Source organism: Sandaracinus amylolyticus (assembly GCF_000737325.1).
Taxonomy (GTDB): domain Bacteria; phylum Myxococcota_A; class Polyangia; order Polyangiales; family Sandaracinaceae; genus Sandaracinus; species Sandaracinus amylolyticus.
This window is the reverse complement of sequence record NZ_CP011125.1, coordinates 3,841,736-3,857,825: the sequence shown is the minus strand read 5'-3', so window position 1 is coordinate 3,857,825 and position 16,090 is coordinate 3,841,736. Positions and strand designations below refer to the sequence as shown.

14 protein-coding genes are annotated in these 16,090 nt (G+C 72.8%); 7 read left to right on the top strand and 7 right to left on the bottom strand.

The window, feature by feature from the left end:
• Positions 1–18: 18 nt before the first annotated feature.
• A complete protein-coding gene (locus DB32_RS16470) occupies positions 19–735 on the top strand; it encodes a hypothetical protein (RefSeq protein WP_053233413.1) in 717 nt (238 codons plus the stop codon).
• A gap of 152 nt (positions 736–887) precedes the next feature.
• On the opposite strand, the gene DB32_RS16465 is transcribed toward DB32_RS16470, so the two are convergent.
• Together DB32_RS16465 and prmC are read right to left on the bottom strand one after the other, a co-directional pair.
• On the bottom strand, positions 888–1,604 hold the full coding sequence (locus tag DB32_RS16465) for a DUF547 domain-containing protein (RefSeq protein WP_053233412.1): 717 nt from the start codon (positions 1,602–1,604) through the stop codon (positions 888–890).
• An 8-nt stretch (positions 1,605–1,612) separates the two neighbouring features.
• Positions 1,613–2,506: a peptide chain release factor N(5)-glutamine methyltransferase gene (prmC, locus tag DB32_RS16460; protein WP_053233411.1), complete on the bottom strand. Its 894-nt coding sequence runs from the start codon at positions 2,504–2,506 to the stop codon at positions 1,613–1,615.
• A gap of 516 nt (positions 2,507–3,022) precedes the next feature.
• Here prmC and DB32_RS16455 point away from each other — a divergent pair.
• From DB32_RS16455 to DB32_RS16445, 3 genes are all read left to right on the top strand, one after another.
• The gene (locus tag DB32_RS16455; RefSeq protein WP_157069096.1) at positions 3,023–6,436 is read left to right on the top strand and encodes a hypothetical protein; all 3,414 of its coding nucleotides are present in this window, start codon (positions 3,023–3,025) and stop codon (positions 6,434–6,436) included.
• A gap of 21 nt (positions 6,437–6,457) precedes the next feature.
• A complete protein-coding gene (locus DB32_RS16450; protein ID WP_053233409.1) occupies positions 6,458–8,227 on the top strand; it encodes an OmpP1/FadL family transporter in 1,770 nt (589 codons plus the stop codon).
• A 90-nt stretch (positions 8,228–8,317) separates the two neighbouring features.
• Positions 8,318–9,670, top strand: a complete 1,353-nt coding sequence (locus tag DB32_RS16445) for an alpha/beta hydrolase (protein WP_053233408.1) — start codon at positions 8,318–8,320, stop codon at positions 9,668–9,670.
• A 228-nt stretch (positions 9,671–9,898) separates the two neighbouring features.
• On the opposite strand, the gene DB32_RS16440 is transcribed toward DB32_RS16445, so the two are convergent.
• On the bottom strand, positions 9,899–11,227 hold the full coding sequence (locus DB32_RS16440) for an MATE family efflux transporter (protein WP_053233407.1): 1,329 nt from the start codon (positions 11,225–11,227) through the stop codon (positions 9,899–9,901).
• An 11-nt stretch (positions 11,228–11,238) separates the two neighbouring features.
• A complete protein-coding gene (locus DB32_RS16435) occupies positions 11,239–12,126 on the bottom strand; it encodes a tetratricopeptide repeat protein (protein ID WP_053233406.1) in 888 nt (295 codons plus the stop codon).
• A gap of 283 nt (positions 12,127–12,409) precedes the next feature.
• Here DB32_RS16435 and DB32_RS16430 point away from each other — a divergent pair, with 283 nt between their 5' ends.
• Both DB32_RS16430 and DB32_RS16425 read left to right on the top strand, forming a co-directional pair.
• A complete protein-coding gene (locus DB32_RS16430) occupies positions 12,410–13,111 on the top strand; it encodes a hypothetical protein (protein WP_157069095.1) in 702 nt (233 codons plus the stop codon).
• Between the two features lie 50 nt (positions 13,112–13,161).
• A complete protein-coding gene (locus tag DB32_RS16425) occupies positions 13,162–13,437 on the top strand; it encodes a hypothetical protein (protein ID WP_157069094.1) in 276 nt (91 codons plus the stop codon).
• A gap of 21 nt (positions 13,438–13,458) precedes the next feature.
• On the opposite strand, the gene DB32_RS16420 is transcribed toward DB32_RS16425, so the two are convergent.
• A complete protein-coding gene (locus DB32_RS16420) occupies positions 13,459–13,860 on the bottom strand; it encodes a hypothetical protein (RefSeq protein ID WP_053233403.1) in 402 nt (133 codons plus the stop codon).
• Between the two features lie 117 nt (positions 13,861–13,977).
• Between DB32_RS16420 and DB32_RS16415 the strand changes: the two genes are divergently transcribed.
• On the top strand, positions 13,978–14,337 hold the full coding sequence (locus DB32_RS16415; protein ID WP_053233402.1) for a hypothetical protein: 360 nt from the start codon (positions 13,978–13,980) through the stop codon (positions 14,335–14,337).
• A gap of 63 nt (positions 14,338–14,400) precedes the next feature.
• Here the strand turns inward: DB32_RS16415 and DB32_RS16410 are convergent, their stop codons facing one another.
• A complete protein-coding gene (locus tag DB32_RS16410; RefSeq protein WP_053233401.1) occupies positions 14,401–15,207 on the bottom strand; it encodes an alpha/beta fold hydrolase in 807 nt (268 codons plus the stop codon).
• The gene (locus DB32_RS16405; protein WP_053233400.1) at positions 15,204–16,088 is read right to left on the bottom strand and encodes a 1-acyl-sn-glycerol-3-phosphate acyltransferase; all 885 of its coding nucleotides are present in this window, start codon (positions 16,086–16,088) and stop codon (positions 15,204–15,206) included. The genes DB32_RS16410 and DB32_RS16405 overlap by 4 nt, the downstream gene beginning before the upstream one ends.
• Positions 16,089–16,090: the final 2 nt, after the last annotated feature.

Genomic DNA, 16,090 nt, shown 5'->3' with positions numbered 1-16,090 from the left:
GAGCGCTACGCTCGCGACGTGATCACCCCGGCGCTCCGCGACGCGATCGAGCAGCTCTATCGCGTGTTCGCGCGCTATCCGCGCCCCCGCGCGGTCGAAGGTTGCCCGTGCTGCGTCACCGACGCCGATCGCGCCCGCCTGCACCGCGCGCCGCTGCGCGATCTCAGGGCCGAAGATCTGAGCCGCTACGCGTTCAAGGCGCTGAGCACGTGGGGCGACGCTCGCGACTTCCGCCACTTCCTGCCGCGGATCCTGGAGATCGTCTGCGACGCGCACGACGACCTCCGCGTGGATGACCAGATCGTGCTCGGCAAGCTGCGCCACGCGGACTGGACGTGCTGGCCTCGCGACGAGCAGGACGCCATCACGCGATGGCTGGATGCGTGGTGGCTCGACGTGCTGACCGGAGACCGCGACACGGCGTGGCGAGGGGCCACCGTGCTCTCGTCGATCCTCGCCACCGGTCATCCCCTCGCGCCGCTGCTCGCGACCTTCGACGTCGAGCTCGCGCAGTCGGCCACAGCGCGCGCGGCGCTGCTCACCGTCGTCGAGGACCTCGCGCACCAACCCACGCTCGATCCCTGGACCTCGAACGCGACGTCCGACGCGATCACTCGCTGGCTCGCATCACGAGCCCCGACGATCGAGCGCGCCATCGACGAGGCCTACGAGAGTGATCGCGACTTCCACCGCTACAACCGCGACGCGTTCCTGCTGCGCGCGCAGACGCTCTGAGCTCACGATTCACGCGCGACAGCGCACACACGCGCGAAGCGCGGTGCGACGCGCGAGCGCTCGGGCCGCGCGAAGAGCGCGGACCGGGGGCGAGCTCTCCACCACCTCACCCACGGGCGGGCCGAAGCCGTACCGGCCCTCCTCCGCGCCACTCACCGGAGCGCTCGCGCCTGATTCACCGACCAGTCGTAACCGAGCTCCCCCACCGCGGTCCCATCCGAGATCCCCCGGACCCGCTCCGGCGCGTACCGACGGAGCCACCCGAGCACGCTGCCGCCGCCGTCGCGCTCGAAGTCCGCGCGGTACCACGTGAGGATCGCCGATGCCCTCACGGTCCCGCCCTCGACGCGCAGCCCGCGATCGCTCACCATCCACGCGCGCGTCAGGCGATCGAGCGTCGCGTCGAGATCGCTCTCGCGGAACGCGCGCGGATGGAGCGCCGGACACGATCGCGCACCACACACGAGCGCGGCATGCACGCGCGCGTCACGGAACCGCGCGCGGATGACGCGATGCTCGACGTCGTCGAGCGTCCTCTCCCGACCCGCGACGCGATGTCGCTCGCGATCGAAGAACCCCGGCACGCGCATCACGCTCTCGAGCGGCCAGCGCTCCACGATCTCGCTCACCACGATCGCGTCGTACGCGTTGAGCCACGACGAGAGCGGCTCGTCCTCGCGCATCGTCGCGACGCTCTCGAGGAACGTCGCGAGGTCGCGACGGCCCGCCTCGTCGCGCGCGAGCCCCGCGTAGTCGAAGCCCTCGTTCCGCGCGTGGGCGCGCAGCACGCGATCCCAGGGCTCGACGTCGAGCGCCGACGCCACGCTCGGCACCAGCGACACCACCATCGCGATCAGCAGCGCGCGCACGTCTCTTACTACGTCGCAGCGCGCGATCCGCTTCGAGCGCGCCGCGCTTCGACGACGCGCTCGTGCCCGCCGAGATCCTGGTGCGCCCTGCCCTCGACGAGCCCCGCGCGCTCGAGCAGCGCGATCACCGCCGGCGCTTGTCCCGCGCCGACCTCGATCAGGATCGACGCGCCGGGCGCGAGCCACTTCGGGGCCTCCGCGCACAACCGATGGAGCACGTCGAGCCCTTCGGGCCCGCTGAAGAGCGCCATCCCGGGCTCGTGCTGCGCGACGTCGGGCGCGAGCGTCGCGCGCTCGTGCTCCGCGATGTACGGCGGGTTGCAGGCGATAAGCGCGTACTCGCGCGGGCTCGGGAGCGCCGCGAAGAGATCGCCGTGATGAAAGCGCACCCGCTCCGCGACGCCGAGCTTCGACGCGTTCTTCTTCGCGACCTCGAGCGCCGCCTCGCTGAGGTCGGTCGCGTCGACCTCGATGCCGGTGCGCTCGGCAGCGAGCGTCACCGCGATCGCGCCGCTGCCGGTGCAGAGGTCGAGCACCGCGCCGCTCGCGTCCTCGGGCAGACGCTCGAGCGCCGCCTCGATCAGCGTCTCGGTGTCGGGCCGCGGGATCAGCACCGCGGGTGAGACCTCGAAGCCGCGCCCGAAGAATTCGCGGCGCCCGAGGATGTACGCGACCGGCTCGCGCTTCCGACGCCGCAGCACGAGCTCGCGGATCTTCGTCAGCTCGTCGGGCGCGAGCGGACGATCGAGATCCATGTAGAGCTTCACGCGATCGAGCCCGAGCGCGTGCGCGACGAGCAGCTCGGCGTCGAGGCGCGCCGACTCGATGCCGCGGGACGCGAAGTCGTCGGCGCTCCACTTCACGACGCGGCGGATCGTCCAGCGCTCAGAGTGCTGATTCATTCGAAGCCGTAGGGGAAATCCAAGAATTTCGTGTCGATCGTGGCGGCGCCCGGAGGGCCGACCGAGCCGTGGTCCGACCCACGGCGACCGAAGGCCCGAGGACGTACGCCGCGATGGGCGCGAAAGCCGCCGGATTTCGTAGGCGCTCGAATGAATCGGCACTCCCGCTGCACGGCGCGTCACTAGCGGAGCGCTCCGCGCATCGCAAAGGGCAACGTCGATGTCCCGGTTTCGACGCGGATCGCTGACCGTTCGGTCAGGACGCGTCAAAAACTTGACACGGCGCGTCAGCAATCTTGAACGCCGTTCAACTCGTACAGCGGCGCCGGGCTAACGCGATGCGTCAGGCTTGTTGCACCGCGTCAGAAAGCGCGTCGCCTATCCGTTCCGGCCTTGTTTCATCAAGGGTTCCCCGCGTAACGTCGTGAGCACGCTCATACGACGCGTCGCGTCGCTCGGCCTCGGTCGGCGAGCGCGCGCGCGTCGCGTCACGTCGTGCTCTCGGGGGTTGGGGTCATGAGGCAGCGCGCCCTCTTCGCTTGTCTGGTGGTCTGGCTGTCGATCGGCTGCTCGCACTTCGACACCACACGGGTGCCCGCGGCGCGCGGGACGCTCGGTGAGGAGATCGTCCGCGTCTTCTGCGAGCGGATGGCGTCGGAGGCGAACCCGACCGACGTGATGGGCCTACGATGGAAGCCGGTCTGTCGCGGCGAGGTGCAGCCGCCGGGCGACGCGCCGCGCCAGCTCGTGGTGCTCATGGAGAACCGCGAGCGCCTCGCGCGCGCGCTCGATCAGGTGCTGCCCGAGGACGCGATCGGCGACGATCTCGGGTTCTTCCTCGGCGAGCTGCTGCCGCTCTACGACGCGCCCGAGGAGCGACTGCCGCGCAACACGCGGCTGCTCGCGGAGCTGCTCGAGACGCTGCGCGACGATCGCGAGGCGATGGAGGCGCTCGCGCGCATCGGGACGCGCGAGGGATATCGCCCGCTGCGCCTCGCGCTCGGCGTGGTGCGCCCGGTGCTGGCGTACGAGGACTTCGACGAGTTCGCGAACCTCGCGCTGCGCGTCGTGAGCGATGATCCCGCGGATCCCGCGGACGGTCTCGCGGCGGGCGAGTGGCAGGAGATGCAGCGCGCGCTCGCGCTCGAGATGGCGACGCTCGAGCCGCCGGATCCGGTGCCCGCGGGCGAGCAGACCGACCTCGAGATCGCGCGCGAGCTGATGTTCACGCAGCAGGACGCGTTCGGGTCGGGCACGTCGCGCTGGCTGCTGATCCGCGATGCGCGCGGGCTCGCGCTGCCGGCGTCGGGCACGGTGGTCGCGCCCTTCGTCGACATGGACACCGACGGGCTCGCGGACGTCGACGTGATGGGCCGCTTCGTCGACGCGACGGGCAGCGCGATGGCGGATCTGCCGCGCCCGTTCCGCGTGATGGGCGAGACCGGGATCGCGCGTGATCCCGGTGGGCGCGCGCTGCGCAGCGACGGCTCGCGCTACTTCGAGTACCTCGACGTCGACCGCACGCTGCTCGCGGCGATGGTGCGCGACGCGGGCCCGCTCTTCGACGCGACGACGCCGACCGCGCTGCAGCTGTCGCGCGGCGTGCGCGCGATCCTCGGCCCGGAGATGACGCTCACCGAGACCTACGGCACCGAGACGCTGACGTACGAAGGGCCCGACACGTCGCGCGGCTCGATGTTCGACATGGTCTACGCGCTGAGCGAGATGATGCATCGCGACACCACCGATCGCGCGCTGGCGCTGGTGGAGACGCTGATGCGCGATCACGAGCCCGAGACCGCGGCGCTCGTGATGGCTGCGGACTACATGCTCGACCGCAGCGACATGCACGGCGAGGCGGTGCTCGAGCAGCCGAACGTGCTCTGGGACGGCCTGATCCAGATCGGCATCGAGTACGCGCAGGAGCCGGGGCTGATGGAGGCGATGATCCGCTCGTTCGCGGATCCGCGCTCGGCGCAGCTCGGCGAGGTCTACGGCGGGCTGATGCGGCACCGCGATCGGATCACGTACGACCCGTCGGATCCGAACGGCGACCCGATCGGCATGCCGCTCGACCAGCGCGTCGATCGCAGCATGCCGGACACCCAGGACAACGAGAGCCTGTTCCAGCGGACGATCGCGCTGATCGACGGCCTGAACGGCGTCCAGGTGTGCAACCGCGCGGGCGCAAAGCTCAACATGACGCTGCACATCGGGCCGATCTCGCTGCCGCTCAGCTACCCGCTGATCGGCACCGCGGACGAGTGCGAGCTCATCCGGATCGACAACGTCGCGGAGGCGTACGCGCTGTCGATCCTCGGCGACTACGAGCTCGAGCTGCAGGACGGGTTCCTCAACTTCATGGTCGACGCTGCCGACTTCCTCGGGATCAACGTCGACGACGCGCTCGAGGAGAGCTCGGGCATCGAGGGTCTCACGCGGCGTCCGACGCCCGAGGCGATGGCGCGCCTGGTGTTCTGGGGCCTGTCGAACGAGACCGGCACCGAGTCGTGCACGCCTGCCGCCGACGGCGGTGACTGCAACAGCACGTTCGCGGGCCAGCTCTTCGCGCCGGTGCTCGACCGCCACGGCAACGACGTGGTCGCGACCTACCACGGGACGATCTTCGCGTGGGAGCAGCCCGGGTTCTTCGAGGGCATGACCCCGATGCTCGAGGTGCTCCACCGCCCCGAGTTCCGCTACTCGGACGCGGGTGAGTACCGCTTCGGTCAGCTGATCACCGCGCTGCACCGGCACTGGGCGTCGCGCGAGCACTGGCTCACCCAGCGCACGAACCCGACCGGCGCGAACTTCTCGTTCCAGGACGGCGGCATGCGCTACGAGGAGCTCGTCGCCGACGGGTTCGTCGAAGGGCGACTGCTCGAGCGTCTCCAGCGCGCGGCAGCGGTCACCGACGCCGTCGAGGTCGAGCCCGGGCGCGACGGTCTGCGCGTGCTCGCCGAGGCGTCGATGGACCTGATCGATCCCGCCCGCAACGCCGGGCTCGCGACGCGCGACGGCCGCACGACGATCCCGACCAACGACGGCGCGCGCGAATTCGCGGTGACGCCGCTGCTGCTCGTGCTCGACGGCTTGCGCAACATGGATCGTGATCTCGACGCGTCGCCCGACCGGCGCGATCCGTGGCGCACCGCGCGCGATCGCCTCGCGACGCAGTTCCTCGGGACGCGCCCGCTCGGCGATCAGGCGACGTTCACGAACCGGCGGGGTCGCGCGATCCTGCTGACGATCCTGCCGTTCCTCCGCGAGCGTCTCGCGGAGCACCGCGCGGCGGGCGATCTCGTCGAGTGGTCGCGCGACCTCGTGCCCGACACCGAGGAGATGATGCGCTCGCCGCTGGTGTGGAGCGGCGTGCGCTTCCTCGATCGCGTGCAGGACGACGCGGAGGCGCGCGACGCGCTCTCGCGGCTCATCGGGTACCTCGTGAACGAAGCGTCGACGAACGACGCGTTCGCCGCGACGCTCTACGCGGGCGCGGATCTGCTCCAGGTGCTCGAGGACGACGAGACGATCCTGCCGCTCGTGCACGCGCTGTCGCAGGCGCTCGCGCCCGATGCGCTCGACTACGTCGCCGGGATGGACGACGACGGCGTGCTCGACATCGAGCACAGCGTCGCGAACGACGGGCTCGGGCTCATCCGCTCGGTGCAGGCGCGCGACACGCGCAGGACGCTCCGGCAGATCCTCGCGAACCTCGTGCAGCTCACGGATCCCGACGACGGCCGCACGCCGCTCGAGGAGATCCTCGACGTGATCGGCGAGATCAACCGCGCGACGCCCGGCGCCGGCGGGACCTTCGACGCCGAGGACTACGAAGCGACGTTCGACGCGACGCGCGGGTTCATGACCGACGAGGTGCGCGGCCTCGAGCGCCTCTTCGACGTCGTGCAAGCGCGCGACATCCGCTGACCGCGAGCGCTGAGGAGCATCATGGGATACCGAGATCGCGCCGCCGTCGCGGCGCTGTGCGTGGCGCTCAGCGCGCTCACGATGACGCCCTCTCGTGCCAGCGCCGGCGGGTTCTACCTGCTCGAGCGCGGCACCCGCTCGCTCGGCCGCGGCGGCGCGTTCGTCGCAGGCGCCGACGATCCGAGCGCGCTCTGGATGAACCCCGCGGGCATCGGCTTCGCGGGCGAGCAGCTCGTCGTGGACGCGACGCTCGGGTTCCTCGACGTCAGCTACACGCGCATCGACAGCGGCGGGAACCCGATGCCGACCGTGCACGGGCACAACGCGCCGCTGCCGATCCCGACGATCGCGGGCACGTTCGACTTCGGGCTCGAGCACTTCCACTTCGGCGCGGGCGTGTTCGCGCCGAACGCGGCGCTGATGAGCTACCCGCAGGAGCTGACCGTCGACGGGATGCCCTACCCCGCGCCGCAGCGGTACTCGCTGCTGACGATGGAGGGCAGCCTGATCGCGACGATCGCGGTGGGCGCCGCGTGGACGCCGCTGCCCGACGAGCTCTCGATCGGCCTCGCGGTGCACGGCGTGGTCGGCGCGTTCGCGGCGCGCGTCGCGCTGTCGGCGTGCGACGGAGCGATCTGCACGTTCCCCGAGGACCCGGAGTACGACGGCATCGCGCAGATGAACCTCTCGCCGATCATCACCGCGAGCGTGGTGGGTGGCGTGACGTGGAACCCGGGGCCGGTGCGGCTCGGCGCGTCGTTCTCGACGCCGTTCTCGCTCTCCGGCGACGCGTCGATCGACGTGCGCGCGCCGAGCGCGGCGGCGTTCGAGGGCTCGCTCACGCGGCATCGCCCCGACAGCGGTCCGTGCTCGGTCGCCGAGGCGCCCGACGAAGAGGTGCAGGCGGATCCCAACCACCCGTGCCGCGACACCACGGCCGCGGTGAACCTGAACTTCCCGTTCATCCTGCGCGTCGGCGCGGAGCTCCTCGCGGTCGAGAACCTCCGGCTCGAGGCGTCGTTCGTCTGGGAGACGTGGTCGCTGCAGCGCGAGGTCAGCGTCGTGCCGAACGACGTGTGGATCGTCGATGCGCTGAACTTCCTCGACTACGAGATCGGCGCGATGAACATCCCGCGCAACATGCGGGACACGTTCAGCGTGAGGCTGGGCGGCGAGTACACGATCGACGGCTCGTACCAGGTGCGGCTCGGCGGGTACTGGGAGAGCGGCTCGTTCGACGACGCGTACCTGTCGCCGCTGACGATCGACAGCGACAAGATCGTGGTCGCTGGCGGGTTCTCGATGCGCCTCTTCGACGGCGTGTGGGGCGACGTGATGGTCGGCTACGCGCACCTCTTCGGCCGTCAGGTGCGCAACAGCCAGGTGACCCAGCAGAACCCGATCCGCCCGCCCGCGCCGGAGCGCGGTCCGGTGTACGTCGGGAACGGCGACTACAGCTTCACCCTGCCGTTCGTGGGTGTCGGGATGCGCTGGCAGGCCGATTGGGCGCCTCCCACCGCGCCGGTCGAGGAGGAGCCCGTGCCCTCCGAGGCGACCCCCGTCGAAGATCCTGCGGTGGATCCCTCGCAGCCGTGGTACCAGCAGAGCAGCGGGGCGCAGGCCGAGCCGGTGACGACCGTTCCTCCCGGGACGGAGACGCCGACCTCGACCGACGCGCCGGCAGCGAGCGAGGAGGAGACGCCCGACGTGACCGAGGAGACGCAGACCGAAGACAGGCCGCGGCGCGGTCGAGGTCGCCGCGGCGGCCGCGGTCGCCGCCCGCCGCGCTGAGCGCATGCACGCGTCGCCCTGCTTCGCACAGCAGGTCCGTGGCGGCCTCGCTGCGCCTCCTCCGGCGCAGCGAGTCGGGAGGCGCGCGCGTTGAGCCTGGTCGGTCCCAGTCGTCCTCCCTCCGCGCCTCCGCCGCCCGCGACGGCGGCGCGTGAGCTCGCGTGCGTCCTGCTCGTCGTCCTCGCGGTCGCGCTCCCGTTCGTGAACGGCACGCTCGCCGGCGCGCCCGGGCCGCGCGGCTCGATCGATCTGCGCTACGTGCTCGTGGTCGGCGGCGCGGCGCTGGGCATGCTCGCGGTCGCGGCGTGGCGCGTGTCCGCGATGCCGATGCTGCGGCGGCGCATGCGCGTCGGCGCGATCGTCGCGGGCCTCTTGCCGGTGCTGCTCGCGCTGAGCTCTCCGCGCGACCCGCTGTGGGTGAGCCTGCTGACGCTCGAGGTCGTGCTCGGCGCGCCGCTGCTCGCGGCGGGCGCGGCGATCCGCTTCGCGGCGCCGGGGCCCGACCGGCGGGTGCGCGCGGCGATCGCGATCATCGCGCTGCTCGCGCTGCTCGGGCCGTGGTTCACGCTGACGTGGGGGCTCGCGTCGGTGCAGCTCGGGATCGCGCCGGTGCGGCTCGCGCATCTGTCGCCGCTGCGCCACGCGAACGAAGAAGAGGTCGAGATCCGCTCGCCCGACGGGACGCTGCTGCGGGGGACGTACTCGCCGGGGCGGCGCGGCGCGGGCGGCGTGGTGGTGCTGCACGGGATCTCCGACGGGCGCACGCGCATGGCGGGGTGGTCGGCGGCGCTGCAGGAGCGCGGGTACCACGCGCTGCGCATCGACTGGCGCGCGCACGGGCGCAGCGAGGGCGCGGTGACGACGTTCGCGGATCGCGAGCGCTACGACCTCGAGGCCGCGTTCGACTGGCTCGCGTCGCGCGACGGAGTGGACCGCACGAAGATGAGCGTGCTCGCGACGTCGATGGGCGCGGGCATCGCGCTCTCGAGCACGGCGCGCCTCGCGCCGCGCGGGCTGCGCAGCGTGGTCGCGTTCGCGCCGCCCTCGGACTACGGCGAGATCGTGGGACGGCGGCTCGCGCCGCTCGGGCCGTTCGGATCGGTCGCGCGCGGCATCGTCGGCGTGGTGGCGCGCGGCCTCGGGCACACGTCGCCGCTCGAGCTCTCGCCGGCGCGCACGCTCGAGGAGGCGCCGCCGGTCCCGGTGCTGCTCTTCCACGGCGACGCGGATCGGACGATCCCGGTCTCGCAGTCGCAGGCGCTCGCCGAGCACGTGCCCACGGTCGAGCTGCACGTGCTCCCGGGCGTGGGGCACGACGAGATCCCCGCGGTCGTGCTCGACGACGATGCGCTCCGGCGCCGCGTGCTGCGCTTCCTGCGGCGCCCGCGCATCCTGCGCGACCGCACGCCCGAGCCGCCCGACGACGGCGAGGACGCCGAGTAGAACGGCCGAGTCCGTCGCTCCCATGGCTTCGGGCGGGCTCCACGGCCTTCCGACGGGCCCCGAAGCGCGATCTGCCCCGCGTCGGAAGCCCCGGGAGCGCGTCGGAAGCTCCCGGGACGCGTCGGAAGCCCTCGGGACGCGTCGGAAGCTCCCCCGGAACGACGTTCCGGGCTCCGCGCTCGCGCCGGAGACCTCGGGAGCCCGTCGGAAGCATCCGTCGACGCGACGTCAGACCGCGCGTGCCCATCCGGGGCGCGAGAAGCGCCACGACGCGAGCGCGGTGCGCGTCGCCCAGTCGACGGTCGATCCGATCCACACGCCGACCAGGCCGAGGCCGAGCTCGAACGCGAAGAGCCACGTCGCGGCGAGCCGCACCGCCACCCCGCCGATCAGCGTGATGACGAACGTGGTGCGCGTCGCGCCTGCGCCCCGCAGCGCGTCGCCGAGCACGACGCCGACCGCCATGAACGGCTGCGCGATCGCCGCGACGAAGAGGCACGGCACCGCGAGCGCGACGATCTCCGGCTCGGGCGTGAACGCCGACGCGAGCGCGCGCGGCGCGATCACGAACACGATGCCGCACGCCGAGAGCGCGACGAGCGCCATCGCGGCCGCGACGCGCGCCGCCATCCGCGCCTGATCTTCGCGCCCCGCGCCGAGCCGCTGCGCGACCATCGCCGCGCCCGCGATCCCGAACCCGTCGGCGGAGAGGAACGCGACCGACTCGATGCTGATCAGCGCCTGGTTCGCCGCCATCGCCAGCGGGCCGAGCGCGCCGATCATCGCGACGAACACGAGGAAGCCCGCGTGCTGCACGATGCGCTCGAGCGTCGCGGGGCCCGCGACCCGGACCATGCGCGCGAGCTGGGCGCGCTCGCCGCCGCGCCCCCGCAGCGACACCACGCCGCGCCCTCGCGCGAGCAGCGCGATCAGCACCGCGCACTCCACGGCGAGCGCGAGCACGCTCCCGATCGCCGCGCCGCGCGCCCCGAGCGCGGGGACGCCCGCGCGTCCGAAGATCAGCACCCAGTTCGCGCCGCCGTTCACCGCGTTCGCGAGCAGCGCGACGAGCAGCGGCGTGCGCGTGTCGCCCGCGCTCTGGAACACCGCGCCGGCCATCGCCGAGACGAGGAGCAGCGGCATGCACGGCAGGATCACGCCGAGGTACGCGCGCGCCTCGTCTCGCACCGCGGGGCCCGCGTCGGGGAAGCCCGCGAGCACGAGCGGGATCGCGAGCGTCGCCGCCACGCCCGCGAGCAGCCCGATGCCGGCCGACGCGCCGAGCCCGGCCCGCACCGCCGCCGCGGCCTCGTCGCGACGTCCTGCGCCGACCTCGCGCCCGACGACCGCGAGCGCGCCGACCTGCACCGCCGACGCGACCGACGAGATGCTCCACGTCACCGGCCCGCTGATCTGCATCGACGCGAGCGCGTCGGCCGAGAAGCGGCCGAGCATCGCGCGGTCGACCAGGAAGACCAGCGTGTGCAGCAGCGACTGCGCGATCGCCGGGCCCGCGAGGCGCGCGACCGCGCGCGCCACGTCGAGGTCGAGGCGCATCGCGTGCTCCCTTACTGCCGCTGCACCTTCGTCTTGGCGCGCGTCGCGAAGCCGGCCTGGGTGAGCACCTCGCGCACGGCGGCCTGGAGCTCGGGGCTCGAGCCCTTCTGCATGAACGGGCCGAGCTGGTTCGGATCGCGCTCCGCGATCTTCAGCATCGCCTTGCGCATGAGGCCCCGGTTCTTGGTCGCGAGGTACGTGTAGACCTGCGCGCGGAGCAGGACGATCGAGACCTCGCCGTACTCGGGGTCGTCGGGCGAGTACGTCTCGAGGAGCTTCTTCGCCTCGTCCGCCTTGCCGGTGCGCGCGAACGTCTCGGCCATCACCGCGGCGTACATCGCCTTGGCCTTCGGGTTCGTCTGGCGGTCGAGGCGCAGCTCGTCGACGACGGGGCGCGCGTCCTTCGGGCGGCCCTGCGCGAGGTAGAGGAACGCGAGGTTCGAGCGGACCTCGTCCTGCACCGGGCCGGGCTCCTTCGAGACGTCGATGCTCTCGAGGATGCCCATCGCGGCCTTCGGGTCGTCGCGCAGCATCAGCTGGGCGCGCGCGAGCGCGGCCATCGCGTCCTTGCTGCCCTGCGCCTCGAGCTGCGCGATCGCCGCGCGGCGTCCCTCGTCGTCGGTCGCCTGCTTCAGCACGTCCATGATGCGCTGCTGGCGACGCGTGAAGCGCCAGATCCAGATGCCGAAGCCGATCAGCACGGCGGTGAGCACGCCGACGATCCCGACGCCCCAGTAGCCGACGTAGGGGATCGCGCCGATCGCGAGCGCCCAGACGACGACGACCGCGAGCGCGATCTGCGCGATGACGTTCCACTTGATCCGCGGAGTCTCCGCTTGCGCGACGGCTTGCGATGCGTCGGGGACCGAGGGAGGAGGAAGCTTCTTCGGCTTGGCCACGGCGAGGCTCCGAGGGGGGACGGCGAGAGGACCGCGCTCTACCCTCGCGCGAGACCGGTTGCAACCGTCCGGCCGACGGCGTCGAGAGCTCGTGTCACGGGCGCACCGTGAGAAAACTCCTCATGCGACTGGCGCATCGCATATCGCCGATTCCCGCCACGTTCGCGCAGGCTTGCAGAACGTTGTCCACATGTCCGACGTGTAGGCCCAGGTAGTTGGACCCCCGTGGCCATACGCCACGTTTCCTTGCAACGGCGCGCGCTGGTGCTCATCCCACGGCGCCATGACCGACCTTCCGTTCAGTACGACTAGAACCGCCAGCAGCCGTCACACGCGCCGACGGCGAGGGAAGACACGGGTCGCGCTGGTGCTCGCCGGAGGGCTCGCGCTCGGGGCCGGGAGCAGCGCCGCAGTCGAAGCGCAGCAGACCGAGCTCGTCGCGACCACCGAGCGCGCCGCGGTGGCGCGCCCCGAGCGAGTCGACGCCCAGCTCGCGCTCGCGCGCGTGTGCGCGTCGGAGATCGGCTTGAGCGGGAGCCCGGAGGAGTGCGCGGCGATCCACGACGTGCTGACGAGCCGCGCGCGGCGCGCGGGCGCGTCGTTCACATGGGCGGCGCGCGCCTACTCGAACCGCGTGTTCGACCGCGAGCGGCGCGACCCGCGCGCCTGGGTCGCACACCTCCGGCGCGACGGCCGTCGTCCGGACGGCTGGCCGAGCGTCATCACGATCCGACGACGAGGTGAAGCGCGCGTGGTGCGGCACGCACCGTGGGGCGCCTACCGCGACCGCTGGCTCGCGCTGTACGAGGCCGCGGGGCTGATCGTGCGCGGCGAGCTGATGTCGCAGTGCGAAGGCCCGGTGGACCACTGGGGCATGCGCTCGGGCGTCGACTGGGAGCGCGCGCAGCGCGCGGGCTGGGAAGAGGTGCGCTGCGGCGAGACGCGCAACGCGTTCTGGCGCGTGCCCCCCCGAGACCAGGGGTGACGGGAGGGTCCGCGGCGCCCATCTGACGAGAGGTGTACGAGCTCACTGGAGTGACCCTGTTGGTGGTCGAGCCCGACGAAGGGGTGCGCAGCGAGTTGGTGCTGGACCTCTTCCTCCACGGCGCGTGTGTGCTGGTGGCCGAGCGCGTGGACGAGGCGCTCGAGCTGATGCGGGCGGTGCGCATCCACTGCGTGCTCGCCGCCCCGCTCCTGGCGCCGGTGCTGCGGACGAGGGCGGGCGAGGAGCGAGCGCTCGCGGGCGTGCCGGTGGTGACGCGCGACCTCGCGGGCAGCAGCGCGATCAAGTCGATGACGGTCGAAGCGTGAGCCGGGGGGCCGCGCGCGACGTCAGCGGCGCAGGGATGCGATGACGACGGGCGCGGCTGCTTCGGGCGGGCGCTCGGCGGCCTCGACGCGGTCGATGGTCTCGCGCAGCTCGACGATGCGGCTCGCGAGCTCGTCCGCGCACTCCGGCTCCCGCTCGGTGCCGGGCTCTTCGTCGGCCCAGCTCTGGTATGCGCGGCACACGGCCTCCAGCGCGCCGCGGAGCGTCCTATCGCGCCTCACCCGCCGGGAGAGGTGCTCGATCTGCATCATCGCGAGCTCGCGGAGGACGCACAGCCGCTCGAACTGCGTCTCGTCGCACGAGCCCGGGTCGAGGACGCAGTCGTCGATGCCCTGCTGGATCTCGAGCAGCGCGCGACCGACGCGACGGGCGCGGAGCTCCGTCAGACGGGCCAGAAGGCTCATGCCACACAGACGAAGCAGATGGCGGGCCAGGAACGTGCTCGTCTCCCTCGTGGGTCCCGCGCGCAGAGGCCCTTCCGTCGCTGGACGTCCGTCGACCGGTGCGTAGCTGTCCTGGTCGTGAGCGCCCCCGTCCTGAGCCTCGTCGACGCGCGCCTCCGCCGGCTCGCGGAGCGCTTCCTCGCGCTGCAGACCGCGATCGACGATGCGGGACCGACGACCGATCGGCGCGCGCTCGAGGCGCAGCTCGAGCGGGTCGTCGGCGAGCTCGCGAGCGTGATCGGGCACGTGCGGCCCGACGCGGAGCTCGCCCGAGCGGTGCTGCGAGCGCTCGCGGCGCGAAGCGGCTGGCGCGATGCGCACGAGCGCGGCGCCGGGCCGCGCGCCGACGACGCGGCGGACGCGTTCACGCTCGCGCTGATCGAGCTCGCGCTGCGGCTCCGCGGGCGTCCTCGTCGCGCGACGGCAGCGCAGCGCTGATCGGCGTGTGGAGCGGAGGGCGCTCCGTGCGCCGGGCGTGGCGCCGGTGCGGCGCGCGGGGGATCACGCGCGCTGCAGGAACGCGAGCACCGCGTCCGCAGTCGCGCGCGGCTGATCGAGGACGACGTCGTGGCCCGCGTCGTCGATGGTGACGCGCTGGGCGCCGGTGATGCCGGCGTGCAGGTCGTCTTGCACCGAGGACGGGATGAGCGCGTCGCGCGCGCCGGTGAGGATCAACGTCGGTGCGTGGATCGTCGCGAGGCATGCGCGCGTGTCGTGCGCGGCCGCGGCCGCGGCGAGCCACGCGATCTCCTCGGCGTCGCGCGGCTGCTCGGCGATCGCGGCCTCGATGCGTCCCATCGCGTCGGGATCCTCGCGCACGTGGTCGGAGACGATCGCGCGCGCGAGCGTGGCGCCGGGCTCGGGCGAGAGCGCGGCCTTCGCGAGGACGATCTTCGCGGGGAGGTTCGTGAGGGCGGCGCCGATGCCGTGCGCGGCGGTCGACGCGAGGACGAGGCGATCGACGCGCTCGGCGTGATCGATCGCGACCCACTGCGCGATCATCCCGCCGAGCGAGATGCCGAACAGGTGCGCGCGCGGGATCGCGTGCGCCGCGAGGACCTGCTCGACGGCGCGCGCGAGATCGCGCGTCCCCCAGCCGGCGCGCGCACCGCTCGCGTAGCCCGCGCCCGGCAGCTCGATCGTGACGACGCGCAGTGCGGTCGCGAGGTGCGCGACGAAGGGATCGACGACCGCGGCGGGCATGCCGAGCGGCGGGATGACGACGACCGCGGGCGCATCGCGCGGACCGTCGTGCGCGACGCACGCGAACGCGCCGCCCTCGATCGGCGTGCGCTCGATCTCGGTCATCGCCGCGCTCCGGAGAGGTCGTCCATCGCGGCTTGCATGCGCGCGACGACGTCGTCGCGGATCGCGGCGGGATCGGCGTCGGGTGGCGCGTCGATCGGCGGGAGCACGCGGAGGCGGATCGTGAACGGGAGCGGGAAGTAGGGCATCCACGGGCCGGGCGCGACGATCCACGGGAGCGCGAGCGCGATGGGAAAGCGCTGCAGGCGGCTCCATCGCGTGAGCCCGAGCGCGCGCGCGAGCCACTCGCCCTCGTGCACGATCAGCGCGCTGCGGTGCGCGCCCTGGGTGACGATGGGGACGATCGGGACGCGCGCGGTCTGCGCGATGCGCACGAACCCGACGCGCGCGCCGAACACGATGCGATCGCGCGCGCGGAAGTGTCGGAACGCGTCGAGATCGCCGCCCGGGTAGACCAGCACGCGACCTCCGTCGCGCAGCACGCGCAGCGCGTTCGCGGGGTCGGCGCGCATCGCGCCGATGCGCTGGAGCAGACGCCCGAGCGGGAGCACGCGGCGCATCGCGAAGTCGTGCGCCATCGCGTAGAGCGGCGCGTCGGCGCCGAGGGTGCGCCACAGCGTCGCCATCGTGCAGAAGAGGTCGGGGCCCATCACGCCGCCGTTGTGGTTGGCGACGAGCAGCGCGGGCGCGGCGTGGAGGTGCTCGAGGCCGGACGCGCGCAGGCGCACGTAGCGCCGCGAGAACCACTCGAGCGCGGGGAGCGCCTCGCGGACGAGCGCGGGATCGCGGCGATCGAGCGCGTAGGGATCGAAGCCGCGCGGATCGGGCGCGAGCGCGTCGTGGAGCGCGTGCGCGATGTGCGCGAACGACGCGTGCGGGAACTCGGGGACGTGATCGAGCGCGAGCGGGCGGTGCGGCGGCACCG

What these genes read in the sequence shown, in the direction of transcription:
- prmC (WP_053233411.1), bottom strand. Translation starts at nt 2,506, where the DNA reads ATGAATCAGCACTCTGAGCGCTGGACGATCCGCCGCGTCGTGAAGTGG.
- DB32_RS16455 (WP_157069096.1), top strand. Translation starts at nt 3,023, where the DNA reads ATGAGGCAGCGCGCCCTCTTCGCTTGTCTGGTGGTCTGGCTGTCGATC.
- DB32_RS16450 (WP_053233409.1), top strand. Translation starts at nt 6,458, where the DNA reads ATGGGATACCGAGATCGCGCCGCCGTCGCGGCGCTGTGCGTGGCGCTC.
- DB32_RS16440 (WP_053233407.1), bottom strand. Translation starts at nt 11,227, where the DNA reads ATGCGCCTCGACCTCGACGTGGCGCGCGCGGTCGCGCGCCTCGCGGGC.
- DB32_RS16430 (WP_157069095.1), top strand. Translation starts at nt 12,410, where the DNA reads ATGACCGACCTTCCGTTCAGTACGACTAGAACCGCCAGCAGCCGTCAC.
- DB32_RS16420 (WP_053233403.1), bottom strand. Translation starts at nt 13,860, where the DNA reads ATGAGCCTTCTGGCCCGTCTGACGGAGCTCCGCGCCCGTCGCGTCGGT.
- DB32_RS16410 (WP_053233401.1), bottom strand. Translation starts at nt 15,207, where the DNA reads ATGACCGAGATCGAGCGCACGCCGATCGAGGGCGGCGCGTTCGCGTGC.